This is a genomic window from Sulfitobacter sp. DSM 110093 (assembly GCF_022788715.1).
GTDB lineage: Bacteria > Pseudomonadota > Alphaproteobacteria > Rhodobacterales > Rhodobacteraceae > Sulfitobacter.
This window is the reverse complement of record NZ_CP085171.1, coordinates 1-21,520: the sequence shown is the minus strand read 5'-3', so window position 1 is coordinate 21,520 and position 21,520 is coordinate 1. Positions and strand designations below refer to the sequence as shown.

Below are 21,520 nucleotides of genomic sequence, written 5' to 3'. Positions count from 1 at the left end.
TTCACACACCCTATTATTGCTATAGATTCGTCACTTCACACACCTTGCGTTACTATCGTCATTTCACACACCAGGCGTCAAGATTCGTCACTTCACACACGCTCTCAGCCTGTGGATAAATTTACAATTCCTTCGTCACTTTACACACCAAGATTCGTCATTTCACACACCGTCTTTCGTCACTTCACACACCGATTTTGAAAAATAAGCCCGATTCACCATATCTTTTCAAACAGTTATCGACCGGCCCGAATCCCGTAACTCTATATTAACTCTATTTAACTCTCTCACAGTTCTTCAAGCTACTTCGAAAGGCATCGGCCTAATCGGCTGATAACTTATATCCACCCTTCGCCATTATGGGGCGAACCCGCGCCCTCCCACCACAAAAAGACCCCAAGAGCCTGATGCCCATGCTCAGTACCAAGGGAAACCCGCGGGCAGATAACCTGCTGGCCATGGTTGCCCGTCTTAAGTAGCGCGAGGGTGTGTCTTTTTCGCTAACACCAAATAACGGGCTTCACGCGTAACCAATCATTCAAGGCATTTTGCATGCAAGCATGCAAAATCAAAAGCCTCTCGATTGTTTAGGGAATTTCCTTCCTGGCAACTGGAAGCTGTGCGAAAAGAAATAAAGCGCTTTCACGCGCAAATAATCGACGGGACGGGTAGCCTTAAATGACGACTAATTCTCTCCAAGACCTTTTGAATTCATATCGAGAAGCCGCGCGCACCGAACGGGACAAAGGCACGTATTTTGAACGCTTATCTATTGCCTACCTGACCCACGATCCCGTGCAGGTCGAACAATATGAAGATGTGAAGCCCTATGCCGCATGGGCAATTGAGCAAGGCTGGGACGGCCGAGACACAGGCATCGACCTTATAGCAAAGCTCAAGGACGAAGACGGTTACGCCGCCATTCAGTGCAAATTCTATGACGCCGCTTATCGCATCCGCAAAGAGGATATCGACAGTTTTATATCCGCTTCAGGAAAAGAGCCTTTTAAGCGCCGTGTGATCATCGACACCACTGAGCGCACATGGAGCGAAAATGCCGAAACGATGATCCGAGGGCAGGCGATCCCGACCATCCGCATCGGACTCAACGATCTTCAGGAAAGCCCGATCCTTTGGGAAACCTTCTCCGCCGATGGCGAGGTTGTCCTAGCTGATAAGAAGACGCTTAGGACGCACCAGAAGGAAGCATTGCGTGAAGTGCGCGCGGGTTTGACCGAAGCCGATCGAGGCAAGATGATCATGGCCTGTGGCACCGGTAAGACCTTCACCAGCTTGAAGATTGCCGAAGACCTGGCGGGGCAGGGCAAGCTTGTACTGTTTCTTGTGCCTTCCCTCGCACTCATGGCGCAAACCGTGCGCGAATGGACGGGCGACACCGAAACACCGCTCCGATCATTTGCGGTGTGCTCTGACACCCAAGTTGGCAAGCGCCGCGCGAACAACAATGACGTGGCCGAGATCGACATCCTCGATCTTGCTTTTCCGGCCAGCACCGATGCGGCAAAGCTTGCAGAAGGCGTTAATCATCCTGCCCCTGACAAGATGACAGTGGTATTTGCGACCTACCAATCCATTCAGGTGATCGCCGATGCCCAGAAGCAGCACGACTTTCCTGAATTCGATCTGATCGTCTGTGACGAAGCACACCGCACGACCGGCGCAACCCTCGCAGGCGGCGATGAATCCAACTTCGTGAAGGTTCACGACAATGACGTGATCCAGGGCAAGAAGCGGCTCTACATGACCGCTACGCCGCGCATTTTTGGCGATAACGTCAAAGCCAAGGCTGACGACGCCGACGCTGTACTCGCCTCGATGGACGACGAAGGCCTCTTTGGAAAAACCCTCTTTTATCGTGGTTTCTCGTGGGCAGTGCAGAACAATTTGCTCACCGACTACAAGGTGATCGTTCTGGCGATGGACGAGGGGCTCATCAGCACCGGCGTTCAAAAGCGCCTTGCGGACAGCGCAAGCGAGCTTGTCCTCGATGATGCGACCAAGATTGTCGGATGCTATAAAGCGCTGACCAAGACCGATATGAAAGCAGATGTTGCCGCCGATCCGCACCCGATGCGCCGCGCCTTGGCGTTCTGCAAAGATATCCGCAGCTCAAAGCTGATCCGCGACGAATTTGCGGCCGTGGTCGATGAATTCCTTGGTGATGATCCGATCCTTGATGACATCGAGGAAGACGATGACCAACTCCGCTGCGAGATCGAGCATGTGGACGGCACTTTCAATTCCAAGGAACGCGGCAGGCTTCTTGATTGGCTTAAGGCCGACGCAGGCGATCACACATGCCGTATTCTTACCAATGCCCGTTGCCTCTCTGAAGGCGTGGACGTGCCCGCCCTTGATGCGATCATGTTCTTGCACCCGCGCAAGAGCCAGATCGACGTCGTGCAATCGGTTGGCCGCGTCATGCGCAAGACCGACACCAAGAAAATGGGCTATGTGATCCTGCCCGTGGGCGTGCCCGCAGGTGTGCCGCCCGAGCAGGCGCTTGCCGACAACGAGAAATTCCGTGTTGTCTGGCAAATCCTGAATGCCCTTCGTGCCCATGACGATCGCTTTGATGCGACGATCAACAAGGCATCCCTTGGCCAGGACGTGAGCGGCCAGATCGAGATCATCGGCATCACCGCCGCGCCAGAGATCGACAGCGACGAGCTGAAGGCTGTGACGGCCGTGGTCGAGGACCTGCCAACCAAGGCCGCAGCCGCCCGATCGAATATCGGCACGCCAGGGCGTGACCCCGTTGCGACCGGCCCCGAGCAGACCGAAATGGTCTTCTCGGTCGATGAGTTCTCACGCGCCATCATGGCCAAAATTGTCAAGAAATGCGGGACGCGGGACTATTGGGAAGATTGGGCAAGCAACATTGCCGACATTGCCAAGAACCACATCACGCGCCTGACAGGCATCTTGAAAGACCCTGACACACCCGCCCGCAAATCCTTTGACGATTTCCTTGACGAGCTGCGTGATGATCTGAATGACACGATCACCGAGGCCGATGCGATCGAGATGCTGGCGCAGCACATCATCACGCGCCCCGTTTTCCAAGTGCTCTTTGAGGGTCACCAGTTCACCAGTGAAAACCCCGTCTCGCGCGCCATGCAGCGCGTGCTGGACGTTCTCAACGAGGCTAACCTCGACAAGGAATCAAAAGACCTCGAAAAGTTCTACGCGAGCGTGAAGCTTCGCGCCCAGGGCATCACCGATCCTTCGGCCAAGCAAAAGCTGATCGTGGAGCTCTACGACAAGTTCTTCCGTAACGCTTTCCCGCGCACGACCGAAAAGCTTGGCATCGTCTACACACCCGTCGAGATCGTGGATTTCATCATCCACTCTGTGAACGAGGTATTGCAGCAGGAATTTGGGCAGACCCTTGGCTCCGAAGGTGTCCACATCATTGACCCCTTCACCGGCACCGGCACCTTCATTACGCGGCTTTTGCAGTCTGGCTTGATCGCGCCCGAAGAACTTGAGCACAAATTCCGCAATGAAATCCACGCCAACGAGATCGTTTTGCTGGCTTACTACATCGCGGCGATCAACATCGAGGCGGTGTATCACGGCCTTCAAGGCGGGGGCTATGTGCCGTTCGAAGGCATCTGTCTCACGGACACTTTCCAGATGTACGAGAGTGACGATCTGATCTCGCACTACATGCCCGACAACTCGGAGCGCCGGAAGCGTCAGAAAGCAACAGATATCCGAGTGATTGTTGGCAACCCGCCTTATTCGACCGGACAGCGCAGCGAAAACGACAACGCGGCAAACGTCTCCTACCCTGGTCTCGATGAGAAAATTCGCAGTACATACGCTGCACGGTCTAAGGCCACGCTTCAACGAAATCTATATGACAGCTATATCCGCGCAATACGTTGGGGCAGCGATCGCATTGGTAAGGCAGGCGGTGTCATGGCCTACGTCTCAGGGAGTGGATGGATCGAACGAGGCTTTGCGGATGGAATGCGAAAGTGCCTCGCAGAAGAGTTTTCCAACCTCTACGTTTTCCATCTTCGAGGCGACATTCGCAAGAATATGCTCAGTAAGGGGCGGGCAGGTGAAGGCGGTAATGTCTTTGGCTCTGGCAGCATGACGGGGGTTGCGATCAGTGTTTTCGTAAAGAACCCAGATGCCGAAAAGACTGGAGAGATTAAGGTCTTTGATATCGGTGACAACTTGCAAGAGAGAGAAAAGCTCGCAGCCATATCAAGCTTGGGAAGCTTACAGGGAATTGGAGAATCCTGGAAGGAAGTTGTCCCAGATGATCATGGTGATTGGCTAAACCAACGTGATACCAGCTTTGATGCTTTCATTCGGATTGGGGAGAAGAAGGATAAATCCGTAGAGAAGGTATTTGAAAACTTTTCTCTAGGTGTGGTAACGAACCGCGATGCATGGTGCTACAATTTTGGAAAACAGAAGCTTGAAAAGAATATAAAAGAACATATCGATTTTTATAATTCCGAGCTTCGCCGAAAACGCTCTTCAGGATTTGATGGGAGTGTCGATGACTTCATTGACACTGACCCAGAAAGGATCAGCTGGACTCGTGCCCTCAAGGGAGATTTGAAGAAAGAAAAACCGTTAGATTTTTCTGACGGGGAAATTGTTATCTCTCAATACCGACCGTTTTCACGCCAGTGGATGTATTATGGTCGGCGTTTGAACGAGATGGTCTACCAGATGCCGAGGATATTTCCCAACGGAAGCGTTAAAAACAGAGTAATTCATACAAGTGGATCAGGCGCTCGGTCGGGGTTTTCCGTCCTTATGACAGAAAAGCTTCCAGATATTCAGCACCACGACAACGGCCAGTGCTTCCCTCTTAAGGTTTTTGAAGAGGCTACAGAAGCAGACGGCCTTTTTGCAAACACCGAAACATTCGATGGCTATCGGTCGCGCGATGCCATCACCGATGCTGGCCTCGCGCACTTCATGGCTGCCTATCCAGGCGAAGAGATCACTAAGGAAGACCTGTTTTACTATGTCTATGGCCTTCTGCATTCCGAGGACTACCGCAGCCGCTACGCCGACAATCTCACCAAGGAACTGCCCCGCATTCCTTGTGTGAAGAAGGCGGAGGATTTCTGGGCGTTCAGCCGTGCGGGTCGCGCTTTGGGCGAGATGCATGTGAACTATGAGGGCGTCGACCCCTATCCCGTCACGATCAAGCAGGGCGATTTGCGCACGGCGGTGATCAAAGACCCCGAAGCCTTTTACCGCGTGACCAAAATGAAGTTTGGTGGCAACGCGCGCGAGAAGGACAAGAGCACGGTGATCTACAACGCCAACATCACCATGCAGGGCATACCGCTCGAAGCCTATGACTACGTGGTGAACGGCAAGCCTGCCCTCGAATGGGTAATGGAGCGCCAGGTCGTGAAAACTGACAAGAAGAGCGGCATCACCAACGACGCCAACCGCTACGCGATCGAGACCATGGGCAACCCCGCCTATCCGCTTGAGCTGTTCCAGAGGGTGATCACGGTAAGCCTTGAGACGATGAAAATCGTTCGAGGGCTTCCTAAGTTGGATATTGATTGAACGGCAAAGGATTATTGAATGGCATTACCCTCAAATTATCGGTGGATCGCAGTCGGGAAACTGGCAATCAGAAATCGCGCCAACGCCCCGCATTTTGCACCGGATTTTGTGATCGGAGATTTGATTGCCGCGCTTAACGACCGCATCGCCCGCGATGATGTGCATCGGCCATACTCTAAGAATTCGCGGCTCATGTGGTGCGCTGACCTAGCGGAAGACGACCACTATTATCGCCTTATTTTGCAGGTCGGTGACAAGAATGTTTCGGGTGTTTCGTTTTTACATTTCGAGACGTTAGAGACACGCGACATCGAGAAGGACGAAGACGAGGGCGGGCATTACGCCGCTCACATCATGATTCGAAAGGCGGCTGATCCGCATGGAAGACATCTGATTATGATCGAGAAGGTTCCAGGCATTTACCTGTCTTCAGTGAAGGATCATTTGACTTGGATCTGCAAGAACGCACTCTATGAGAAGGAAGTGCAGGACGACGATGGCAATCCCAAGCGCTTTCGTCCTGTCTTTGAAATTGATGGTCACCAATCCAGAACGATCCGTGAAGCCTTGCGGACTGGCACCCTTCAAGACGTCGAATTTATTAGCCACGAGGCAAACCACGAAGACGGACTCGATGAAGATCCGATCGTTGAAGAGGTTGTCCACGAGGCCAGGTGGGAAGTGAAGAAACGTGTCACGGAAGACCAAGCGCGCACGATCTTCGGGCGCATTGGTGGCTTTCTGGGAGTGTTCAGAGGTGGGGCTGATGACACCCAGATTTTCGTGAGGATCAAAGCTGACAATGGCCAGATCAAACGAACCGAGGTGCATCACAACGGGGATGAAATTCTCGAACAGGCATTTGTGCAGAATGAAATCGTCAGTGACTTTGATCCGCCTTTAACACAGCGCTACGAGGCGTTTCGTCAGGACATGATTCAGAAGATGCTCGAAGTCGCCAACAATGTAGGCGTCTAGCATGGCTCTTCAGAAACACACCAAAGTATTCACGGTATTGTCGTTCTTGCGGCTACGAAGCCCTGACATTTTTTGGTATCAGTGGATTTATCCGACGGTCTTTTTCGTGGTGGCTTTCGGTGGCTTCCAAATCTGGGGAGATCAGTTCCTAGCCTTCGACAAGGGTAAACTGATCGGAGATGTGAACGCCTTGATGGGTATCTTGGTCGGGTTCTACATTGCAGCACTGGCAGCGGTTTCGAGCTTCTCGAACGAGAACTTGGATCAAGTGATGAAGGGGCGTGCGCCAACCCTCAGCACTATTCGAAAAGGCAACGAAATCAAGGAGACGTTGACCAGAAGGCGCTTCCTGGCGATCATTTTCGGATACTGCGCCACGTTGGCGATTATCCTCTATATCTTTGGCGTGCTGCAAGTCCATTTGACGGTGACCCAACCGACAGCGCTTTGGGCGCAAAATGCTATGAGCGTTGCAGGACGAGCTGCGTGGGGGCTCTATGTGTGGATTATCTCTAGTTTGCTTGTCGTGACCCTCTTGGGGCTGCATTATCTAGTTGAACGCATGCACCGTGCATAAATCAGGACTTATGCACGCGATTCTTGACCCAATGAAATCAATCTCTTGGAGCGTGCGAAAATCGCGTTCATAATGCCTGCATGAATTCGATTGGCTACGCTCGCGTTTCTACTTCTGGCCAAACCCTCGATGCTCAGCTTGAACAGCTTAGTATGGCGGGGTGTGTTCCTGTGTTCAAAGAGACGATGAGCGGCGCGCGGAGCGATCGGCCGGAACTGAGGAAAGCCTTGGCAACCCTCTCCGAAGGGGGTGTGCTAGTGGTCACGCGCCTCGATCGGTTGGCCAGATCAACGCGCGATCTTTTGGATATCGTCCACGAGATCGAAACCAAGGGCGCGAAGTTGAAGGCGCTGTCAGACTCATGGGCAGACACCACCACGCCCACCGGTAAACTCATTCTCACTGTCTTGGGTGGTCTTGCAGAATTCGAGCGGTCTTTGATTGCTGAGCGCACTGCCGAGGGCCGCGCTCGTGCCAGACAGGCAGGGCGCAGGTTGGGCAGACCCCCCAAACTCTCACAATATCAGCGTGATGTAGTTTTAAAGATGCGCCTTGAGGGAAAAGACAACGCCGAGATTGCCCGCATTCTTGGGGTATCCCGCTCCACGGTTTCACGCATCAAATAACTTCAGCGCCGCTGATCCCTGATTTTAGAATAGCTTCTTCGTGTCCAATTTGCGGGGCAGGCTTCTTGTAAGCGGTGCATTACCCCCATTCTCCCGCCCTGAGGTTTGTTCTGCTATTGAAGCCCTTCATTGATTTGAGGGAGTTTCTCAATGGGAGCTAGAAGCGAGTTTCTGACAACTGTGCCACGGTGATCAGAGGGCAAGCTGAAATGGCTATTGGATCTGAAGGCCCGGATTGTGGCAGGGGCGACCATGTAGATCGCATGGCTACTCTCGTGCTCGCGGGTCATGCGTGTAGCGAAGCTTCCTGCTTTCGAGATTGAATCATTGCCTTTAAAAACGTCCCTCATGGATGTCCCAGTATAGCTTTGTTGACTTCAAGCTATTGAATTTTGGATTCTTTTCACGCTCCATCAGGAGGTCATATATCGTCTGCCCCCCTTTGGTCTTCATGCTCAAATCAGCACCGAGATCAGCAAGAAGCTGTGCGACCTCAGGATTAGGGTTGTTTAGGATCGCCAGCATGATGGGGGTCAGTCCCATTCTATTGGTCACATCCACCTGATTAAGGCCAGCCTGATTAACGATCACCTGAATGATCTCAGGATCGTCGTTATGGTAAGCCGCCCAGTGTATAGGGCGCTCAGTCTGGAAACCTATGTTTAGGCGTGCTCCACGCTCTTTGAGGGCCCGCATGGCGTCGCCGGTACCATGTTTGGCAATGACATGAGCAACTGTAATGGTGCTGTTTGTACGACGCTCAATAACTTCCTTATTTTCAATTACAAAGCGAGCGACGTCTGCTTCGCCGGACTCCAAGGCTGCCATCAGCGTGAATGGTTCGCTATCAACGCTTCGTCCGGCTTCCACCAGAGCAAGCGCCACTCCAAGTCGACCGCTCCTCAAGGCCAGAACGAGAACGCCTTCGTCATCAAGGTTCTTCGCGTCGAGGTCGGCCCCATTTTCAATCAATTTCCTTACCATGGCTGGATCGCCATTCTTAGCTGCGGTCAACAGAGGCGTCATGCCGTTCAGATCGCGCGCATTAATATTTGCTCCGTTTTCCATCAGAATACCAAATAAGTCCGCACGACGGGCATCTGACAGTTGGCTAGAAGTCAAAACATGGAGAGGCGTTTCCCCATTATTCAATCGAGCATTGGGGTTGGCGCCGTCCATCTTCAGCAGTGCTTTCAGAACTTCAGCATCATCGGCGAACATCACCGCATCATGTATCGGAGATCTGTGGTCGGGAGAGGTTCCGTGGGCGAAGTCATCGGGCTCAACACAGCGCGTCACCTCTCCCGCATTAGTCATCCTCCAGAAAGACTCGAGCTTGCTAAGACTGTGGCGATCCGCGCAGTCAACGCTGGTAGCCGCTGAAGCCATTTCAGATATTCCAAACGATAATACTACCATCGAAAAAATATGATTTTTCACTCTGTACCTTCACTATCTTTATAGAACCCAAGGTACAGAACCCGAATACAACTTCCAGCAAATTTTAGTCATCAATCTTTGTCTTATGCGAGTAATATAGCGCTCACAAAGGACGGAAAGAAGACCAGCCTTAATGGGTGGAGCTACTGGGAGGCTAAGTTCCCAGGGGAAGTTCAATGGAAGAGGCTACTCAACCTTCGCAGAGAAGCTACAAACTAAAGCCGCTCTGGCGATAGAAACCTTGCCTTCCTCCGCCTTCGATATTCGAAGTCTTCGGCGGAGGAAGGCAAGGCCCCGTCAAGAACGGGGCTTCTCCGGCTCTCATCTCTGGCCTAACCCTCCCACCCATACAAACGCACTGCGCGCGCAAGCAACATTGTCAGCAGTTTTCGCTCGCCCGCTCTGCGCGGCGCATGTCCGACGCCTCGGCAATGATTGCTTTGACTTCTTCCCGACGACGCATTTCGTCCTGGGCTTTTTCTTTGAACAGTGTGTGTACGCGCGGGTTGACGAGCCAGTGAGGTGGGGATCCTGCGCGCATGCTCTCCATGCGGTGCAACCAGCCGAGGGAGGCGAGCTGTTCGAACAGCGGACGGATATCACGCTCTTTCAACCCCCGGCAGCTGCGAACGCTGGACTGTACGTCCCGATTTTTGACCATAGTCTTTTCATGAGCCAGAATATACGTGGCCAGCGCACGAAGACGATCATACTCCTCTGGTGTATCGAGTGTGCCCGCATAGAATGCGAAGGCGTGTTTCAAAAGGAACCCGTGCAGAAACTCCTGAACCCGGCGTGCAATATCGGCACTGATCTGCGCGGGCGCATTCTCGAGGTCTGGGTGCTCAATGCAATGCCATAGCAGACACAGTCGTGCGAAGAGCCCATCGTATTTGCCGATGTGAGTTGCCAGCTGCTTGTATACCAGCTCGATCGCTTGAAGCTTACTGTGGAAGGCTTGCACTTCACGCACGATGTTCTGCGCATCAGCATCAAACGAAAATAGCGTTTCTGTCTCCATTGCGCGCAATGTGCGGACCCGCTCTTCGAACGGTGTGGTTACGTCGGGCATTGGTTCATCAAGCCCAACGGTCGCCGGTTTCAACAGGATGGGCAAGAAGCGCTGTGTCATGCCGTCATCCATTGATTGTTGGGTAAGACGCTTAATCACGTCTGGCTGAATGCCACCGAGCATGCTGACCGATAGGTTGGGAACAAGTACACCACCATCGTCTTCGGTTTTCTTGCGGTTAATGACGTATGGCCCACCGTTGTAAGCCCGCAACCAGATTGTCCGATCATGTGCGGAGCCCCCCCCACTGTACTTTTCCATGGCTCCAAAAAAACCAGCCAATTCATCTTGCAGCACAATCACCCCCCATGGCGATCCCGCGAGGATGCCTTGGGCTGCCTCGATCGTCGTGTCTTCGATTACCAGGCGGCGAAGGGGCGGCGGCGGCCCTGGGCGCGCGTCCTTCGGAAGCGCATTATAGGCTGCCTTTTCAGCACGCCACTCCATGAACATCTCTTGGTCAAGCTCGCGCAAGACTTCCGTTGCAGCGTTCAACATTGGTGTTTTCTTGGTAGACGGTGCGCCAATGAGAACGGTCCAAAGCCGCGCGGCTTCCTTCCATTTTTCGTTATGTGCTTGTACCTTTACCTTAATATGATCAGGCACCGCTGCTGCGCATGCCGTAAGCACCGACAGGACCACCCCGGCAGGATCACAGCCGATTTCACGTGAACGCACTTCAGCAAAATCGCGGATCACTTCTGGCAGCAAATGCCAGGGAACATCAGGTGTGGGGAAGCGCCCGAAGAGATCAACAGGATCAACGTCTTCGCTCGCAAGCTGTTGGTCAGGCAATTCCTTCGAGCCGCGCAGAGGCACAACGTTGCTTTCAATGGAAGCGCAGGCAAAGGCCTCATCTTCATCGAAGTCGGGCAATGGGATGTCTGAGATGGAATAGTCTTGTGTACTCACGATATTATCCTTTTTGGGTTTGAAACTTGTTGAGGCGGCGTCGCCGGTCTGAAGCGTCACCATCGAGTTGAAGAGAGGCAGGAGGGGTCCAACCGTTCTGTCGGGCGAGACGGTAGATGGCCCCCGCTCCAATTATCGTTGGGTTCAGCCCTAACCATTTCCCTGCAGTGGTTTGCTGGTCGTACTTTTGAGACTGACCGGACCATTCATCAAAAAGGACCCAGCCATCCTCACCCAAGGCGCCTTTGACCGCCAATCCGATCCTGATCCAGTCATCGTAGTGCAGGTCTGTGTTTGGGATGTATTCGAGCGCGGCACGGACGGCCGCTGGTGTTCCTCTTTGCGATCCGCTTGGCGAGCGCACGGTTCTGCGGTCCTCTTTGCCCCGCATCATCGGTAGCGGCCGTGACTGGACGAAATCCGGCCATTTCAGCGCAGCACTGGCTACAAAGTCGGCGACGGCTTCAGACTCAGCGACTGGCAGATCAGAGACATCGAGGTCAGCCAGACTTTCATCCGGCCATGTATAAGGCTGTTTTGTCCGTGGATGGATGCCATAGGCGACAAACTGTCGGCCATCACATAAGACTTCGAGAGAGCCGAACGAGTTTCCCCGAAACGGGGATTTAGTGCGATAAACACGCAACCGCTTTGGCTCTTGTCCAATCCGCAGAGCTGGCGTGTCTCCCAGCTTTTCTTGGCAATGACGGTCGATTTCGTAAGCGACATCAGCATCCAAAACATCAATATCGATGGCGACGACATTACCGCCAACAATGCCGATTCCAGCTCCTGGCCATTGAGCCCAGTGATGCAGTTCAAGTGGCGATGGCATGCGCTCAGCGTAGCGCCCCCAGTTCCGCATCGGGTGCCACTGACCGAAGCTGTACACTCCAGGAAATTTTTCCCCGGGATGTAGAGGCAGGATGTAAAACCCTCCATCAATAAGGGTACCTCCCATTTTCGTCATCCAAGTCATTAAAAAGCCCCGCCCTTCTTGACTACACGGCGAACTTGATGCGTTTGCTGGAGACCTTCACGCGTGTAGATCAACAGCTTTCTTTTCGTTCGTGTCAGCTCAGGAATGGGAGTAAAGGCCGACGAGGCTGTCACAAGGCAGAACGGTGCCGATGACTTGTCTTCAAAAACGATCCGCCAATCTACATCTGAGCATGAGGGGAGTCTGTGGAACTCAACCCATTTGGCTGTTGCGCACTCTGGCAGGATTGATTTCAGTGCATCAGGGATCAGCAGCCGCCAAGCTCCAGCGTTCCCGCTGACCATGAAATTGCCGTTAAGCGCGTACTTCGAATCCCAAAAGGACGTGTTCTTAATAAGCTGTCGCTCATTCGAGATGACAATCATTGTCTTACTCCATCAGAATTTTGTGGGGGCTGGGTGTGATCAACAGGTGTTGCTCACACCCAAGCGGTGTCGGACTTACGTGGCTTTTGGCGCTACGATGGGTGCGAATGCGTACCGGTTACGGGGTGGGTAGCCGTTCGATGTCTGAATCGTGACACGGACAGTCAGTTCTTTGCCGTGCAGCTCATCGGTATCGTCCAATTCGTCGATGCCCACGGCATCAAGAAGCTGAACAAAGTTCTTCTCAGCGATTTCGCGGACGGCGGTAGAGGGGCTGTTCAGGCGGAACCACTCAAACACCGTGCGGCCATCCTCTGACGACCCATCGAAAACTGAAAACTGCACAACCACAATTTCTTCGTCGGCTGAGTTGCCGCCTGCACGGACATCCGTAGACAGGATTGTTGCGGCGAAGGTGCCCTCAGGAACCAAAACACGCTCCTGAGCGGCCTTCGCATTGAACGTCGTCGACATTTTGGGCATCGAAATTTCCTTTCGCCAGTTGAACCACAGCGTCGTTGCTGTGCGCTCAATGTGGCGAAGGGGTCATGTTGGGGGTAGATTAGGTCAGGTCGACCTTGTGGTCAGGGTCACCCCGTACTTAAAGGTGGGGCTGCGGATTGTCGTTGTTATACAAAGGATTTATGAATGGGACTTTTTCTACCGCTTGTTGTCTATACAGCTACACGCAAGCGATATGGAGACTGGCAGGATAGTCCATACAACAAGGCCAAAACTAATTTCTTGTGCCAGAAGCGGGAGCAACTATTACCCTTCTACGAGTTCGTTTTTCAAAATTCGGACAACACCGTAACCTTCGGAATGAAACCTTACACTGAGAAAACCGAACTCTTCGAGTCCGATTTGGTGAATAGGCCGGTATTGAGTTCTAAATCTATCGGGAACAATTGTACTATTTTGATTACAAGTTTTTACGACATTCTGAGGGGGCGAACCGACATCCGGAAGGAAAATGAAGGTCTAAGTGATGACGAGGTCGATGAACGTCTTGCTGCGGAGATTGCTTCTGTCGAAGCCTTCCTTGCGGGGCTTACGCCGTTCTTATTTGTTCCCGGATTCTCGTTCTCACCATATATTGAGAGGCCTACGGCCGACAGTGAAAGGCTGGCGAAATCTTTTAACGAACTCATGGAACCAATCGTCGTTGAAAGAATATATGAGAGCTATGATGAAGATCTTCTTGCTCAGACCGCTGCTGATTTGATGGATTTGCAGGGTAGATCACGTAGCTACCTTCAAAATAAACTCGAAAAAACCAAGGAAGCTATGGAAAAAGCTAAAGTGGTTTGAAAGCCAGAATGGGTCAATGTTGAGATTCATTTGAATATACGGTGGTGTCGTAATGGATCGCACGCGCAATGAAGAGCTTAAGGTTTACCAAAGGCAAAGAGCAGCCAAACGGCGCGCCCTGGGCATCGTCTCACGCACTGTCTGGATACTTGCCTCGGATGAGGGGCGGTTCAAAGAGCAGGTGGCTGCGCTTGTGGATCATGCTCGATTAATCGAAGCGGTAACTGGCGGCCCCCATCTGTCTGCGATCGAAATTGCTGAAATCATCTCCCGGCATAACTTGCCTTATGTCGCAGAGGATTTAATTTATTTGAGCCGTGTCCGTGAAACTTTCGCACTTGATCCGCAAGCTAAGGGGCAGATCACGGACCGTGCTAGGGACATTGTTGAACGTTACCAGCTCCAAGTGTCCGTCGGCGATCTGTTCGAGTGATCAACCAACCTGAAGTACAACGCCTGCCAAGATTGCATAGTGCATCCAAAATCTGCCCCAGTCTAAACAAGCAGGACGCTGTAACCGACGCATATATTTACGATGTGATGGGGATAAATGGGATTGGAGAATTGGGCGCTCCATAATCCAGATCACGGGCTCGTCTGACGCATCGATTGTCGGTGTACTGTCATAAAAACCATGAAGCAGCTCCCGCAATCCGATGTCGGTCTCTGCCAGGTTGCGACACGTTTTACGTAGGCCAGCTACGGCATCTTTATGATTATCAAGTCGCGCATAATTCATAACCCTTACATGCCAGACTTCGTGCCAAAATGTCTTCCTGTCGGTCGCATCCCGAAGGGTGATGAAGTACGCGGGCACAAACGTTCTCCGCGTAACCATGCCCAAGAGATTTTCCGGAAAATTCTCATCCTCGCGCACGATGACTGCCGAAAAACAGTAAAAAGAGGCCAACATAGACAGAGAGACTAAAAGCGGCAAAAGAAATCATTGTAAGATATTACGGTAATAACTATATTAGTGTTAGAGATTTAGCAAGCAATGCTTTTGACCTCAAAGCGAGGTCAAAAGCGTCGCCTAAGGGCTCCGGGAAAAAATATGCGACGCACAAAACAACTAAAAATCACATTATCAGATACGGAATATGCTGCGTTGGCCGCGCGGTCGGACGCATATGGCGTGTCTATGGCTGGTGTTGTTCGCGCAGCTGTCCTCGGATTTCCGTTACCCAAGCGACGGACAAAAATTGAGTTGGAGGCGATCGCTGCGCTCAATCGGACCGGCAGTAATCTCAATCAGCTCGCTCGTGTAAGCAACAGGACTGGGTTTCTAACGGCAGATCAAATGAAGGCTTTGGGTGGTGTGCTCAAGAGGGTCCACGAGCAGGTGAAGGTCATAGAGAAAGCGGTTGAAGTATGACGCGGGATGTTAAAGTTGTGCGTGCTGTCGCGCTTGCGTCAGCTGCTTTCGTATTCTTCTTCAGTCGCATGGTATTTCGGGCGGTGATCGCCATGTCCACTCGAAAGAATAGGCAGCGGAAATGATCGGGAAGATTACAAAGGGGTCGAATTTTCATGGATTGATTGGCTATCTGATGCGGGATGATCGGGGGGAAGTCCTCGATCTGCATAACCTGTCTTCGGGTAACCCAGTAGAAGTCGCTGGTGAAATGGCACTGGGAGCTGCCTTGAGCAAACGTGTCCGGAAACCGGTTTTCCATTGCAGCCTCTCTTACGGACCAGATGAAAAACCCACTGAGGCGCAGATGCGCGCAGATGCTGTTGAGGCCCTGAAGAGTCTTGGACTTGAGCATCACCAAGCGATTGTCGTTCGGCACCAAGATAAAGCTCACACGCATATGCACATCGCGGTCAATCGTGTCGGCGCAGATGGGCGTACCACTCATGACGCGCACAGTTACGCAAAGCTAGAAGCGGTTCTCCGCAAGATTGAGGGTGATCGCGGATGGGCCCCTGTGTTGGGCCGCCATGCGCCAAGTCCAGATGGGTTTCGCATGTCTGGACATGCAAAGCGCATGGACTCGCGTCAAACGCACGTGCCAGCCACAGTACGTGATCTTCTGCTCGAGGCACGTACCTGGCGTGACCTCCACGCAGGGCTGGAAACTGAGGGCTGGAAGATAGAGATCAAGCGGCGGTCTGGCCAAAAAGCCGGCGCGCTGTTGTGTGGTCCCAATGGCGAAAAGATCGCTGCCGGGAAAATTGATCGACGCGTCACGTTGGCAAAGCTGAATGGAAGGCTGTCTCCTTCGTCCCAAATAGCGCCAACTGCATTCAAGCAAGAGAAAATTAATAGGGGTGCGAAGACTGCCAATCGAGCGATGCAACAGCTTATCGGAGACCTAGCGTATGCGTTGGGTGGCGTGGCCGCCGCTAACCGTAAAAAGTCCGTTTTGACCTCACGTCCCAGGCATCGGCGTCGTTTGACGCGCAACGCCCCTTCGCCCCTAAACCGACTTCCACGAATGCGTTAAACGGAGAGTGAACGCCATGACCCAGCCCGACGAAGCCCCACCAGCAGAACCGAACGAGATGCTCCTGCACGACCTTCGGCGCTTTTTGCACAACGCGCATGATCAACACGATGTGTTGGTAAAAATCGTTGAGGCCATGGGCGGTGCGACGAAGCGCATTGAAGAGCAAGATAAAGCTATCAAGCGCATCCTACAGGCGCTGAAGGCCCAAATCGACAAAGGTGTCACAGTCCATCTCAATGCCGATTTGAACACGCATGTGGGTCGCGTGTCAGCGGCGACAGCGCCTTTGATCGACGAAATCAGGTACATGACGCAAATGGGCCGCCGCGTTGCGGTGGCTTTCACGGCATCCTGCTTCATTGCGGGTGTGTCTGGTGGTTTTGTCGGTGTTTTTGCCGCTCTGCGCGTGTTGTGAGGTCGAAAATGTCTCATGATCACGCCCTCTCAGCTTTTCTTCGGCTACGCAGCTTTGCAGCTGACACATCAGCTTCTCCTCTCGATCGTTTGGTGACAGGAAATGCCGCTGCCTGGCTGGCTCATGCCACATGCTATGGTGTCACTGCAGACTCTCGCCTGTTGGCTGATATTGCCGATCCAGAAAAACATCCCGTTGCGCGCGCAAAGACACTTTCCCATTCTCTGGTCCGCGCCGTGACAGTGGCTGGATTGCCTGCCTCCCCGCCTTTTCAGTCAGTGGATGTTTTATACAGCGCTTTTGAGGATGATGATGGGGCAGTTGAATGGCATGTACAAAACCCGTTGGAGGCAGCAATGCAGCGTGGTCCTCAGTTCTAACTGTGCTGACAATGTTGCTTGCGCGCGTAATTAGTCAGAAGCCGCAAACTCCAGAGTATACATTAATGCATGAAAGACGCTTTGCATGCATTACACACCTAGTGCTATTGAATAGACCTTCACACCGTCCCTCTCTTTTCCTGGCAAACGTTCCGTTCTGGGAAACACGGGTGATATAAAAAATACGTAGCGATGGTGCTCAGCGCGGTTAACCAATTTTGCCAAATCATTGGCGAGCTTGCGATTGTTCTCGGGGCGCACGGCAGCAAACGTCTCGGCACCGACAATCCCGGGCACGAGGCTTTCCACATCAAGCGTCCCTTTTGGCGCGTGCGCTCCAGGTGCTAGCCTGAACCCTTCCGCTTCTGGATGCCATTGCATTAACAGACCAGCTGCCTTCACCGCAGCAAGATACGTGAATGTCTGGTTCACTTGCTCAATGATATTCAACGGCCGGTCTTCCAAGGGGTGCGACCCCATTGGCTCAAACTTTAGGGCTTCCATCGCTTCGAGGGGCGAGCGCGGAAGTGCTGCGAGCGCCTTTTGCGCACGTATGGCGCTTTGCCGGATACTTTGTAGCGCATCGTGGACATCAGACGGCGAGTGAAGCGTTATGATAGACATGCTTGCATTCATGCATGCATGTTATTCGGCGGCGTCATACATGTTATGGGCTTGCCCAAAATCATCGGCGCGACGCTGTATAATGCGCTTTTTAAGCTGCTTACTAATCGCTTTCGCTCTCTTACGAGTGAAGGTTGCATAATCATCGTCCAAGATACCGAATTCATCTAAGTCTCCGATCAGATGAGTTTTCATCGTGCTCGATATATCTGCGTTACTATCCTGAAACTTCTTCATGTATTTGGAGGGCGCCTTTGCACCTATATCCCGCTTGTTCAGGTAGTCATCTACGATAGTGATGTTGACGATGTTGTTGGCCTCGGCTTCAGAAACCCCTGCCCTTCTAAGAAAAGCGCGGGGGAAAAAATGATGATAGTTCTTACTGTTGGCCTGCTTCAGCCAGTAGTTGCTGATATTGACGATCCCATTGTCATTAAATGACAAAGGTTGTTGGTAAGCCATGATGCATAAGATCGCTTTGGTGAAGCTTCGACCTGCGTTGAACCAACCATTCTCCACCAAAAATTCGGGGGAAATGTCGATACCCCAATCGTATTCCGGTGATCTCCCGTTCACGATAAACTCAATGCGATGGACGTCCTGTGCAAGTTTGCTCTCGACGGACGACGAATAGCGACCACCGAGAGAACAACGCCAGAAGAAATCTTCGAGTTCGGCCTTCTGATCAGGGGACGGTTTTTTGTTGCCGTTGTGATAGAAGAAGTAGGCGAAGGGCACGATCAAGGTCAGATACGGCAACATTTGAGACACAGGAATCCGCATGACATTGCGGAAATATTCAATCGCCTTCTCGACGCTATCAATGGCAGCTGGCCAGGCCTTGATGAAAGCATCCTTCTCAAGCTTCAAGATCGTCTGTCGCTTGCAATCCTTTTTCATGATCAGGGCTATGAGCTGAAGGATCGTTTGATCTGAGATTGTTTCGTAGTCGATAGGAGCAAGACGTTCGATCAGCTCCGAGTATTTCTCTGAAAGATCGAAGCCCTGCTTTTCATCATAGGTCTTGGCCACCATGATCTCGAATACTGTCAGGGGCTTCCCACCGACATTTATCCGCGTGAAAATCTCGGTTGCCACGTCGATTGGGACATTCCGCACTTCAATGATTGAGAAATCATAGGCTTCGATCCGGCGCTTGTACTCATCAAGCTTAGCGTGGTGTTCTTGAGGAAAGGCTGCAAGCGTCGTCAAGCTCCCATAGAGAAGATCGGTGAGGCGAATGAACGTGTTTTCCGGCAGCTCAGTTATGTCAATCGTAACGATTGTATCCGACTCACCGGCATTAAGGTCGATGTAGATTTCAGAAAAATCCGTTTGTTGTCCGCTTTCGCGCACAATCTTCAACCCCTTCATTGCTGCGAAAAGGCTTGTAAGCCTTTGCTGCCCATCCAGTACGAAGGAGACTGTCTCTCCTTTCTTGGCTGGGGGCAGCTTGGCGTTGCCGAGCTCCTTCACACTGCGCAGGCGCTCCCGTGTTAGCCAGAAGATGAAGGTGCCGATTGGATACCCTTTGACCACACTATCGAGTAGTTCTGCAGAACGTTGAAGAGTCCACACAAAATCCCTCTGAAATTGAGGGATTTTGATCTCGCCGTTCTCGATGTTGCTAATTAGTGTGGTGTAATTCTTGTGAGTTGGTTGGGGTAATTCCATGCCAATCGTACCTTAAAGAAAATAAAAATAATTGCATGCAAGCATGATTACATGTTTTGCGCCTTGTAGGCTTTCCACATTTTCAGGAAGAGCTTCTTCTTCGCCCCATGGCTGAAGCCATACTCCCTGCCGGCTTGTTCACTAAATTCTTCGAACACCGTGACAGGCACGCGAACTTGAATCGGCTTGAGAGGCTCTTTCTCGTTGCGTGTGTCTTCGGTGATCACATCAGGCGCGACATCGGCCGCCGGTGGTGCGCCTTTGGTGCTTTTGAGTTTTGCGATATTCGTGGCCATTACGCGACCTGCCTTTCTTGAAGCTCTGCCATCCTGTCGATCACGCTTTGCGCTAGCTTAGAGGCGCGCTCGTTCAGGGTGCGGAATGAGGTTTCGGTAATCGCTTTGCCTGCGTCTGAGGCTGAGCCATAGGCCGTAGAGACGCCTACTTCACCTTCAAGGACCAAATAGCCCGCGTCGTTGAGATATTGCCGCGCAGCAGCGTTTTCTCGCTCGCTACCAGTTGTCTTAAACATGGCAAAGGCGATCTTCTCGGGCGAGATCCCTTTCTTACGCAACGCATGTGCGAGCACGACGCCAGGGTGCAGATCGTCAACGGTTTGCCCCGTTGGAATCACAACTAGATCGGCTGCCTGCGCAATCTCAGTGGTTTGATCCGAAGCGTTTGGTTTGCCGTCGAGGATCAACGCATCGAAGCGCGGGGCTTCGGCAAGCGCGGTCTTTACCGTCGCAAAGCTCTGCACCTGAAGCTCTGGAGTGACACCGCCTTCGGCGCGCCGTCCTGCCCAATTGGTGCAAGTCTGTTGTTGTGTGTCGAGGTCTGCGATCTTAGTGGTGAGGCCACCGGCGACAAATTCTCGCGCCATCATGCGGGCGAGGGTGGATTTGCCAACCCCGCCTTTTTGGGACACCATCCCAATAATGTAGGTCATATCTGCTGCTCCGATCTGCCAAATCGTTATTTTTCCTCATTCTAGCACGCTTGCCTTAATCGCGCCAAGCATGTTTGCGGCTTTTCCACAAAGCCGCATTGCATGCAAGCATACTTAGCGCTTATACGCTCCGCGTTTTTTGCAAAAGGCGAGGAAGTGCTTGTCGGGGTCTTTGACGGAGATCGCTTTTTCAAGCACCCACGCGCGCCATTCGTCCTCAAGGTGGTGCATGTCCCAGCCAGGGGCGAGACGGCGGGCATCTTCATACGTGTCGGGCGCAAGGCGCAAGGATGAGAGCGGCAAGGGTAGGGCGCTCTGATGCGTTCCCTTCTTCGGCCGAACGATCACAACGTCCTCTTCGATTAAGAAGTTATAGTCGGGCATGTGATCATGCTGGCCATCATCGTCGATGATTTTGCCAAGCAAACGGCGAAATTCCTTCACCGTCGAGCTGGAACCGCATTTGTCGCGCAAGAGCTCAAGGCCGATTTTCCATACGGGTTGCGCCCCGCAATGCTTGCGCGCGATCTCATAGAGGCGACGCTCAAGAGGCTTTCGCAGGAAGAAATACTGCCTGTTGAGGGTTAGAACATTGTTGTTCTCGATCGCATCGAACACCCAATCAGCAAGCGTAATCTCGACATCGAGCATGCGTCCGCCGCGTGTCTCGCGGACAATCTCAAAGGCGCTGATAAGCCCGAAGGCGCTCAAGTGTTCTTTGCCCCCTTGGCGGATGCTTGTCTCGATCTCGGTGCCTTTGAGGCGGCGCAGGGCATCGCGTAGGAGGTCATAGCCGCGCCCAGAAGTTTGACGGTTGGTCGCAACCAGCAAGTCATGCGCTTTGAAGCGCACATGGCGGCTCACCTTACGGCCTTCATTAAGCGCGCCGATACATTGGCTGATGCAGTAGATCAGAATGTCCCGATCATGCACGGTTGCGAGCCCCTGGCGGGAGGGGGCGATCTGAATCCAGTTATCGCCGCGCTCATAGCGGCGGGTGCGCATGTCTGGCTTGGTTGAAAGCGAGAATACAGGATGTTCCATCGAGGCCATGTCGGCTTTTGGCACCGCGTCCAAGATGTCACAGACAAACAGATCGCGCTGCGGATGTCGATCTGGCAGGAGCGGCGAGCGGGCAGGGAGCACAGCGCTTTCATTCGTCAT

The 21,520-nt window shown here is 52.6% G+C and carries 20 protein-coding genes; 10 read left to right on the top strand and 10 right to left on the bottom strand.

The window, feature by feature from the left end; genetic code table 11:
- Positions 1–678: 678 nt before the first annotated feature.
- From DSM110093_RS20825 to DSM110093_RS20810, 4 genes are all read left to right on the top strand, one after another.
- Positions 679–5,580, top strand: coding sequence for a type ISP restriction/modification enzyme (locus tag DSM110093_RS20825; protein ID WP_243268538.1), 4,902 nt, complete (start codon positions 679–681; stop codon positions 5,578–5,580).
- Positions 5,581–5,598: 18 nt separating this feature from the next.
- Positions 5,599–6,558, top strand: a complete 960-nt coding sequence (locus DSM110093_RS20820) for a hypothetical protein (RefSeq protein WP_243268536.1) — start codon at positions 5,599–5,601, stop codon at positions 6,556–6,558.
- Between the two features lies 1 nt (position 6,559).
- On the top strand, positions 6,560–7,135 hold the full coding sequence (locus DSM110093_RS20815; RefSeq protein ID WP_243268534.1) for a hypothetical protein: 576 nt from the start codon (positions 6,560–6,562) through the stop codon (positions 7,133–7,135).
- An 80-nt stretch (positions 7,136–7,215) separates the two neighbouring features.
- Entirely contained in the window at positions 7,216–7,761 is a 546-nt protein-coding gene (locus DSM110093_RS20810; protein ID WP_243268532.1) for a recombinase family protein, read from the top strand.
- A 333-nt stretch (positions 7,762–8,094) separates the two neighbouring features.
- On the opposite strand, the gene DSM110093_RS20805 is transcribed toward DSM110093_RS20810, so the two are convergent.
- The 5 genes from DSM110093_RS20805 to DSM110093_RS20785 form a co-directional block, all read right to left on the bottom strand.
- Positions 8,095–9,201, bottom strand: a complete 1,107-nt coding sequence (locus tag DSM110093_RS20805; protein WP_243268530.1) for an ankyrin repeat domain-containing protein — start codon at positions 9,199–9,201, stop codon at positions 8,095–8,097.
- A gap of 379 nt (positions 9,202–9,580) precedes the next feature.
- A complete protein-coding gene (locus tag DSM110093_RS20800) occupies positions 9,581–11,185 on the bottom strand; it encodes a DUF3987 domain-containing protein (protein WP_243268570.1) in 1,605 nt (534 codons plus the stop codon).
- 4 nt (positions 11,186–11,189) lie between these two features.
- On the bottom strand, positions 11,190–12,164 hold the full coding sequence (locus DSM110093_RS20795) for a PriCT-2 domain-containing protein (RefSeq protein ID WP_243268567.1): 975 nt from the start codon (positions 12,162–12,164) through the stop codon (positions 11,190–11,192).
- The gene (locus tag DSM110093_RS20790; RefSeq protein ID WP_243268565.1) at positions 12,164–12,550 is read right to left on the bottom strand and encodes a hypothetical protein; all 387 of its coding nucleotides are present in this window, start codon (positions 12,548–12,550) and stop codon (positions 12,164–12,166) included. Before DSM110093_RS20790 ends, DSM110093_RS20795 begins: the two co-directional genes overlap by 1 nt.
- 75 nt (positions 12,551–12,625) lie before the next feature.
- Positions 12,626–13,033 (bottom strand): DUF669 domain-containing protein, encoded by a 408-nt coding sequence (locus DSM110093_RS20785; RefSeq protein WP_243268563.1) that lies wholly within the window; start codon positions 13,031–13,033, stop codon positions 12,626–12,628.
- 165 nt (positions 13,034–13,198) lie between these two features.
- Between DSM110093_RS20785 and DSM110093_RS20780 the strand changes: the two genes are divergently transcribed.
- From DSM110093_RS20780 to DSM110093_RS20755, 6 genes are all read left to right on the top strand, one after another.
- Positions 13,199–13,861 carry a hypothetical protein gene (locus DSM110093_RS20780; protein WP_243268560.1) on the top strand — a complete coding sequence of 221 codons (663 nt, stop codon included), beginning with the start codon at positions 13,199–13,201 and terminating at the stop codon, positions 13,859–13,861.
- A 52-nt stretch (positions 13,862–13,913) separates the two neighbouring features.
- Positions 13,914–14,294, top strand: a complete 381-nt coding sequence (locus tag DSM110093_RS20775; RefSeq protein ID WP_243268558.1) for a histidine kinase — start codon at positions 13,914–13,916, stop codon at positions 14,292–14,294.
- A 621-nt stretch (positions 14,295–14,915) separates the two neighbouring features.
- Positions 14,916–15,236 carry a plasmid mobilization relaxosome protein MobC gene (gene mobC / locus DSM110093_RS20770; RefSeq protein ID WP_243268556.1) on the top strand — a complete coding sequence of 107 codons (321 nt, stop codon included), beginning with the start codon at positions 14,916–14,918 and terminating at the stop codon, positions 15,234–15,236.
- A gap of 121 nt (positions 15,237–15,357) precedes the next feature.
- Complete coding sequence (locus DSM110093_RS20765; protein ID WP_243268554.1) at positions 15,358–16,311, top strand: relaxase/mobilization nuclease domain-containing protein; 954 nt, start codon at positions 15,358–15,360, stop codon at positions 16,309–16,311.
- Between the two features lie 16 nt (positions 16,312–16,327).
- Positions 16,328–16,729: a hypothetical protein gene (locus DSM110093_RS20760; RefSeq protein WP_243268552.1), complete on the top strand. Its 402-nt coding sequence runs from the start codon at positions 16,328–16,330 to the stop codon at positions 16,727–16,729.
- A gap of 8 nt (positions 16,730–16,737) precedes the next feature.
- Entirely contained in the window at positions 16,738–17,109 is a 372-nt protein-coding gene (locus DSM110093_RS20755) for a hypothetical protein (protein WP_243268551.1), read from the top strand.
- A gap of 90 nt (positions 17,110–17,199) precedes the next feature.
- Here DSM110093_RS20755 and DSM110093_RS20750 read toward each other — a convergent pair whose 3' ends face one another.
- The 5 genes from DSM110093_RS20750 to DSM110093_RS20730 form a co-directional block, all read right to left on the bottom strand.
- Complete coding sequence (locus DSM110093_RS20750) at positions 17,200–17,733, bottom strand: hypothetical protein (RefSeq protein WP_243268549.1); 534 nt, start codon at positions 17,731–17,733, stop codon at positions 17,200–17,202.
- Between the two features lie 21 nt (positions 17,734–17,754).
- The gene (locus DSM110093_RS20745) at positions 17,755–19,407 is read right to left on the bottom strand and encodes a DUF262 domain-containing protein (protein ID WP_243268548.1); all 1,653 of its coding nucleotides are present in this window, start codon (positions 19,405–19,407) and stop codon (positions 17,755–17,757) included.
- 47 nt (positions 19,408–19,454) lie between these two features.
- Positions 19,455–19,703: a hypothetical protein gene (locus tag DSM110093_RS20740; protein WP_243268546.1), complete on the bottom strand. Its 249-nt coding sequence runs from the start codon at positions 19,701–19,703 to the stop codon at positions 19,455–19,457.
- A complete protein-coding gene (locus tag DSM110093_RS20735; RefSeq protein ID WP_243268543.1) occupies positions 19,703–20,356 on the bottom strand; it encodes a ParA family protein in 654 nt (217 codons plus the stop codon). The genes DSM110093_RS20740 and DSM110093_RS20735 overlap by 1 nt, the downstream gene beginning before the upstream one ends.
- 114 nt (positions 20,357–20,470) lie before the next feature.
- Positions 20,471–21,520: a replication initiator protein A gene (locus DSM110093_RS20730; protein WP_243268541.1), complete on the bottom strand. Its 1,050-nt coding sequence runs from the start codon at positions 21,518–21,520 to the stop codon at positions 20,471–20,473.

What these genes read in the sequence shown, in the direction of transcription:
- DSM110093_RS20735 (WP_243268543.1), bottom strand. Translation starts at nt 20,356, where the DNA reads ATGACCTACATTATTGGGATGGTGTCCCAAAAAGGCGGGGTTGGCAAA.
- mobC (WP_243268556.1), top strand. Translation starts at nt 14,916, where the DNA reads ATGCGACGCACAAAACAACTAAAAATCACATTATCAGATACGGAATAT.
- DSM110093_RS20795 (WP_243268567.1), bottom strand. Translation starts at nt 12,164, where the DNA reads ATGACTTGGATGACGAAAATGGGAGGTACCCTTATTGATGGAGGGTTT.
- DSM110093_RS20750 (WP_243268549.1), bottom strand. Translation starts at nt 17,733, where the DNA reads ATGTCTATCATAACGCTTCACTCGCCGTCTGATGTCCACGATGCGCTA.
- DSM110093_RS20760 (WP_243268552.1), top strand. Translation starts at nt 16,328, where the DNA reads ATGACCCAGCCCGACGAAGCCCCACCAGCAGAACCGAACGAGATGCTC.
- DSM110093_RS20775 (WP_243268558.1), top strand. Translation starts at nt 13,914, where the DNA reads ATGGATCGCACGCGCAATGAAGAGCTTAAGGTTTACCAAAGGCAAAGA.
- DSM110093_RS20765 (WP_243268554.1), top strand. Translation starts at nt 15,358, where the DNA reads ATGATCGGGAAGATTACAAAGGGGTCGAATTTTCATGGATTGATTGGC.
- DSM110093_RS20790 (WP_243268565.1), bottom strand. Translation starts at nt 12,550, where the DNA reads ATGATTGTCATCTCGAATGAGCGACAGCTTATTAAGAACACGTCCTTT.
- DSM110093_RS20740 (WP_243268546.1), bottom strand. Translation starts at nt 19,703, where the DNA reads ATGGCCACGAATATCGCAAAACTCAAAAGCACCAAAGGCGCACCACCG.
- DSM110093_RS20820 (WP_243268536.1), top strand. Translation starts at nt 5,599, where the DNA reads ATGGCATTACCCTCAAATTATCGGTGGATCGCAGTCGGGAAACTGGCA.
- DSM110093_RS20815 (WP_243268534.1), top strand. Translation starts at nt 6,560, where the DNA reads ATGGCTCTTCAGAAACACACCAAAGTATTCACGGTATTGTCGTTCTTG.
- DSM110093_RS20780 (WP_243268560.1), top strand. Translation starts at nt 13,199, where the DNA reads ATGGGACTTTTTCTACCGCTTGTTGTCTATACAGCTACACGCAAGCGA.
- DSM110093_RS20730 (WP_243268541.1), bottom strand. Translation starts at nt 21,520, where the DNA reads ATGACGAATGAAAGCGCTGTGCTCCCTGCCCGCTCGCCGCTCCTGCCA.
- DSM110093_RS20825 (WP_243268538.1), top strand. Translation starts at nt 679, where the DNA reads ATGACGACTAATTCTCTCCAAGACCTTTTGAATTCATATCGAGAAGCC.
- DSM110093_RS20785 (WP_243268563.1), bottom strand. Translation starts at nt 13,033, where the DNA reads ATGCCCAAAATGTCGACGACGTTCAATGCGAAGGCCGCTCAGGAGCGT.
- DSM110093_RS20745 (WP_243268548.1), bottom strand. Translation starts at nt 19,407, where the DNA reads ATGGAATTACCCCAACCAACTCACAAGAATTACACCACACTAATTAGC.
- DSM110093_RS20810 (WP_243268532.1), top strand. Translation starts at nt 7,216, where the DNA reads ATGAATTCGATTGGCTACGCTCGCGTTTCTACTTCTGGCCAAACCCTC.
- DSM110093_RS20755 (WP_243268551.1), top strand. Translation starts at nt 16,738, where the DNA reads ATGTCTCATGATCACGCCCTCTCAGCTTTTCTTCGGCTACGCAGCTTT.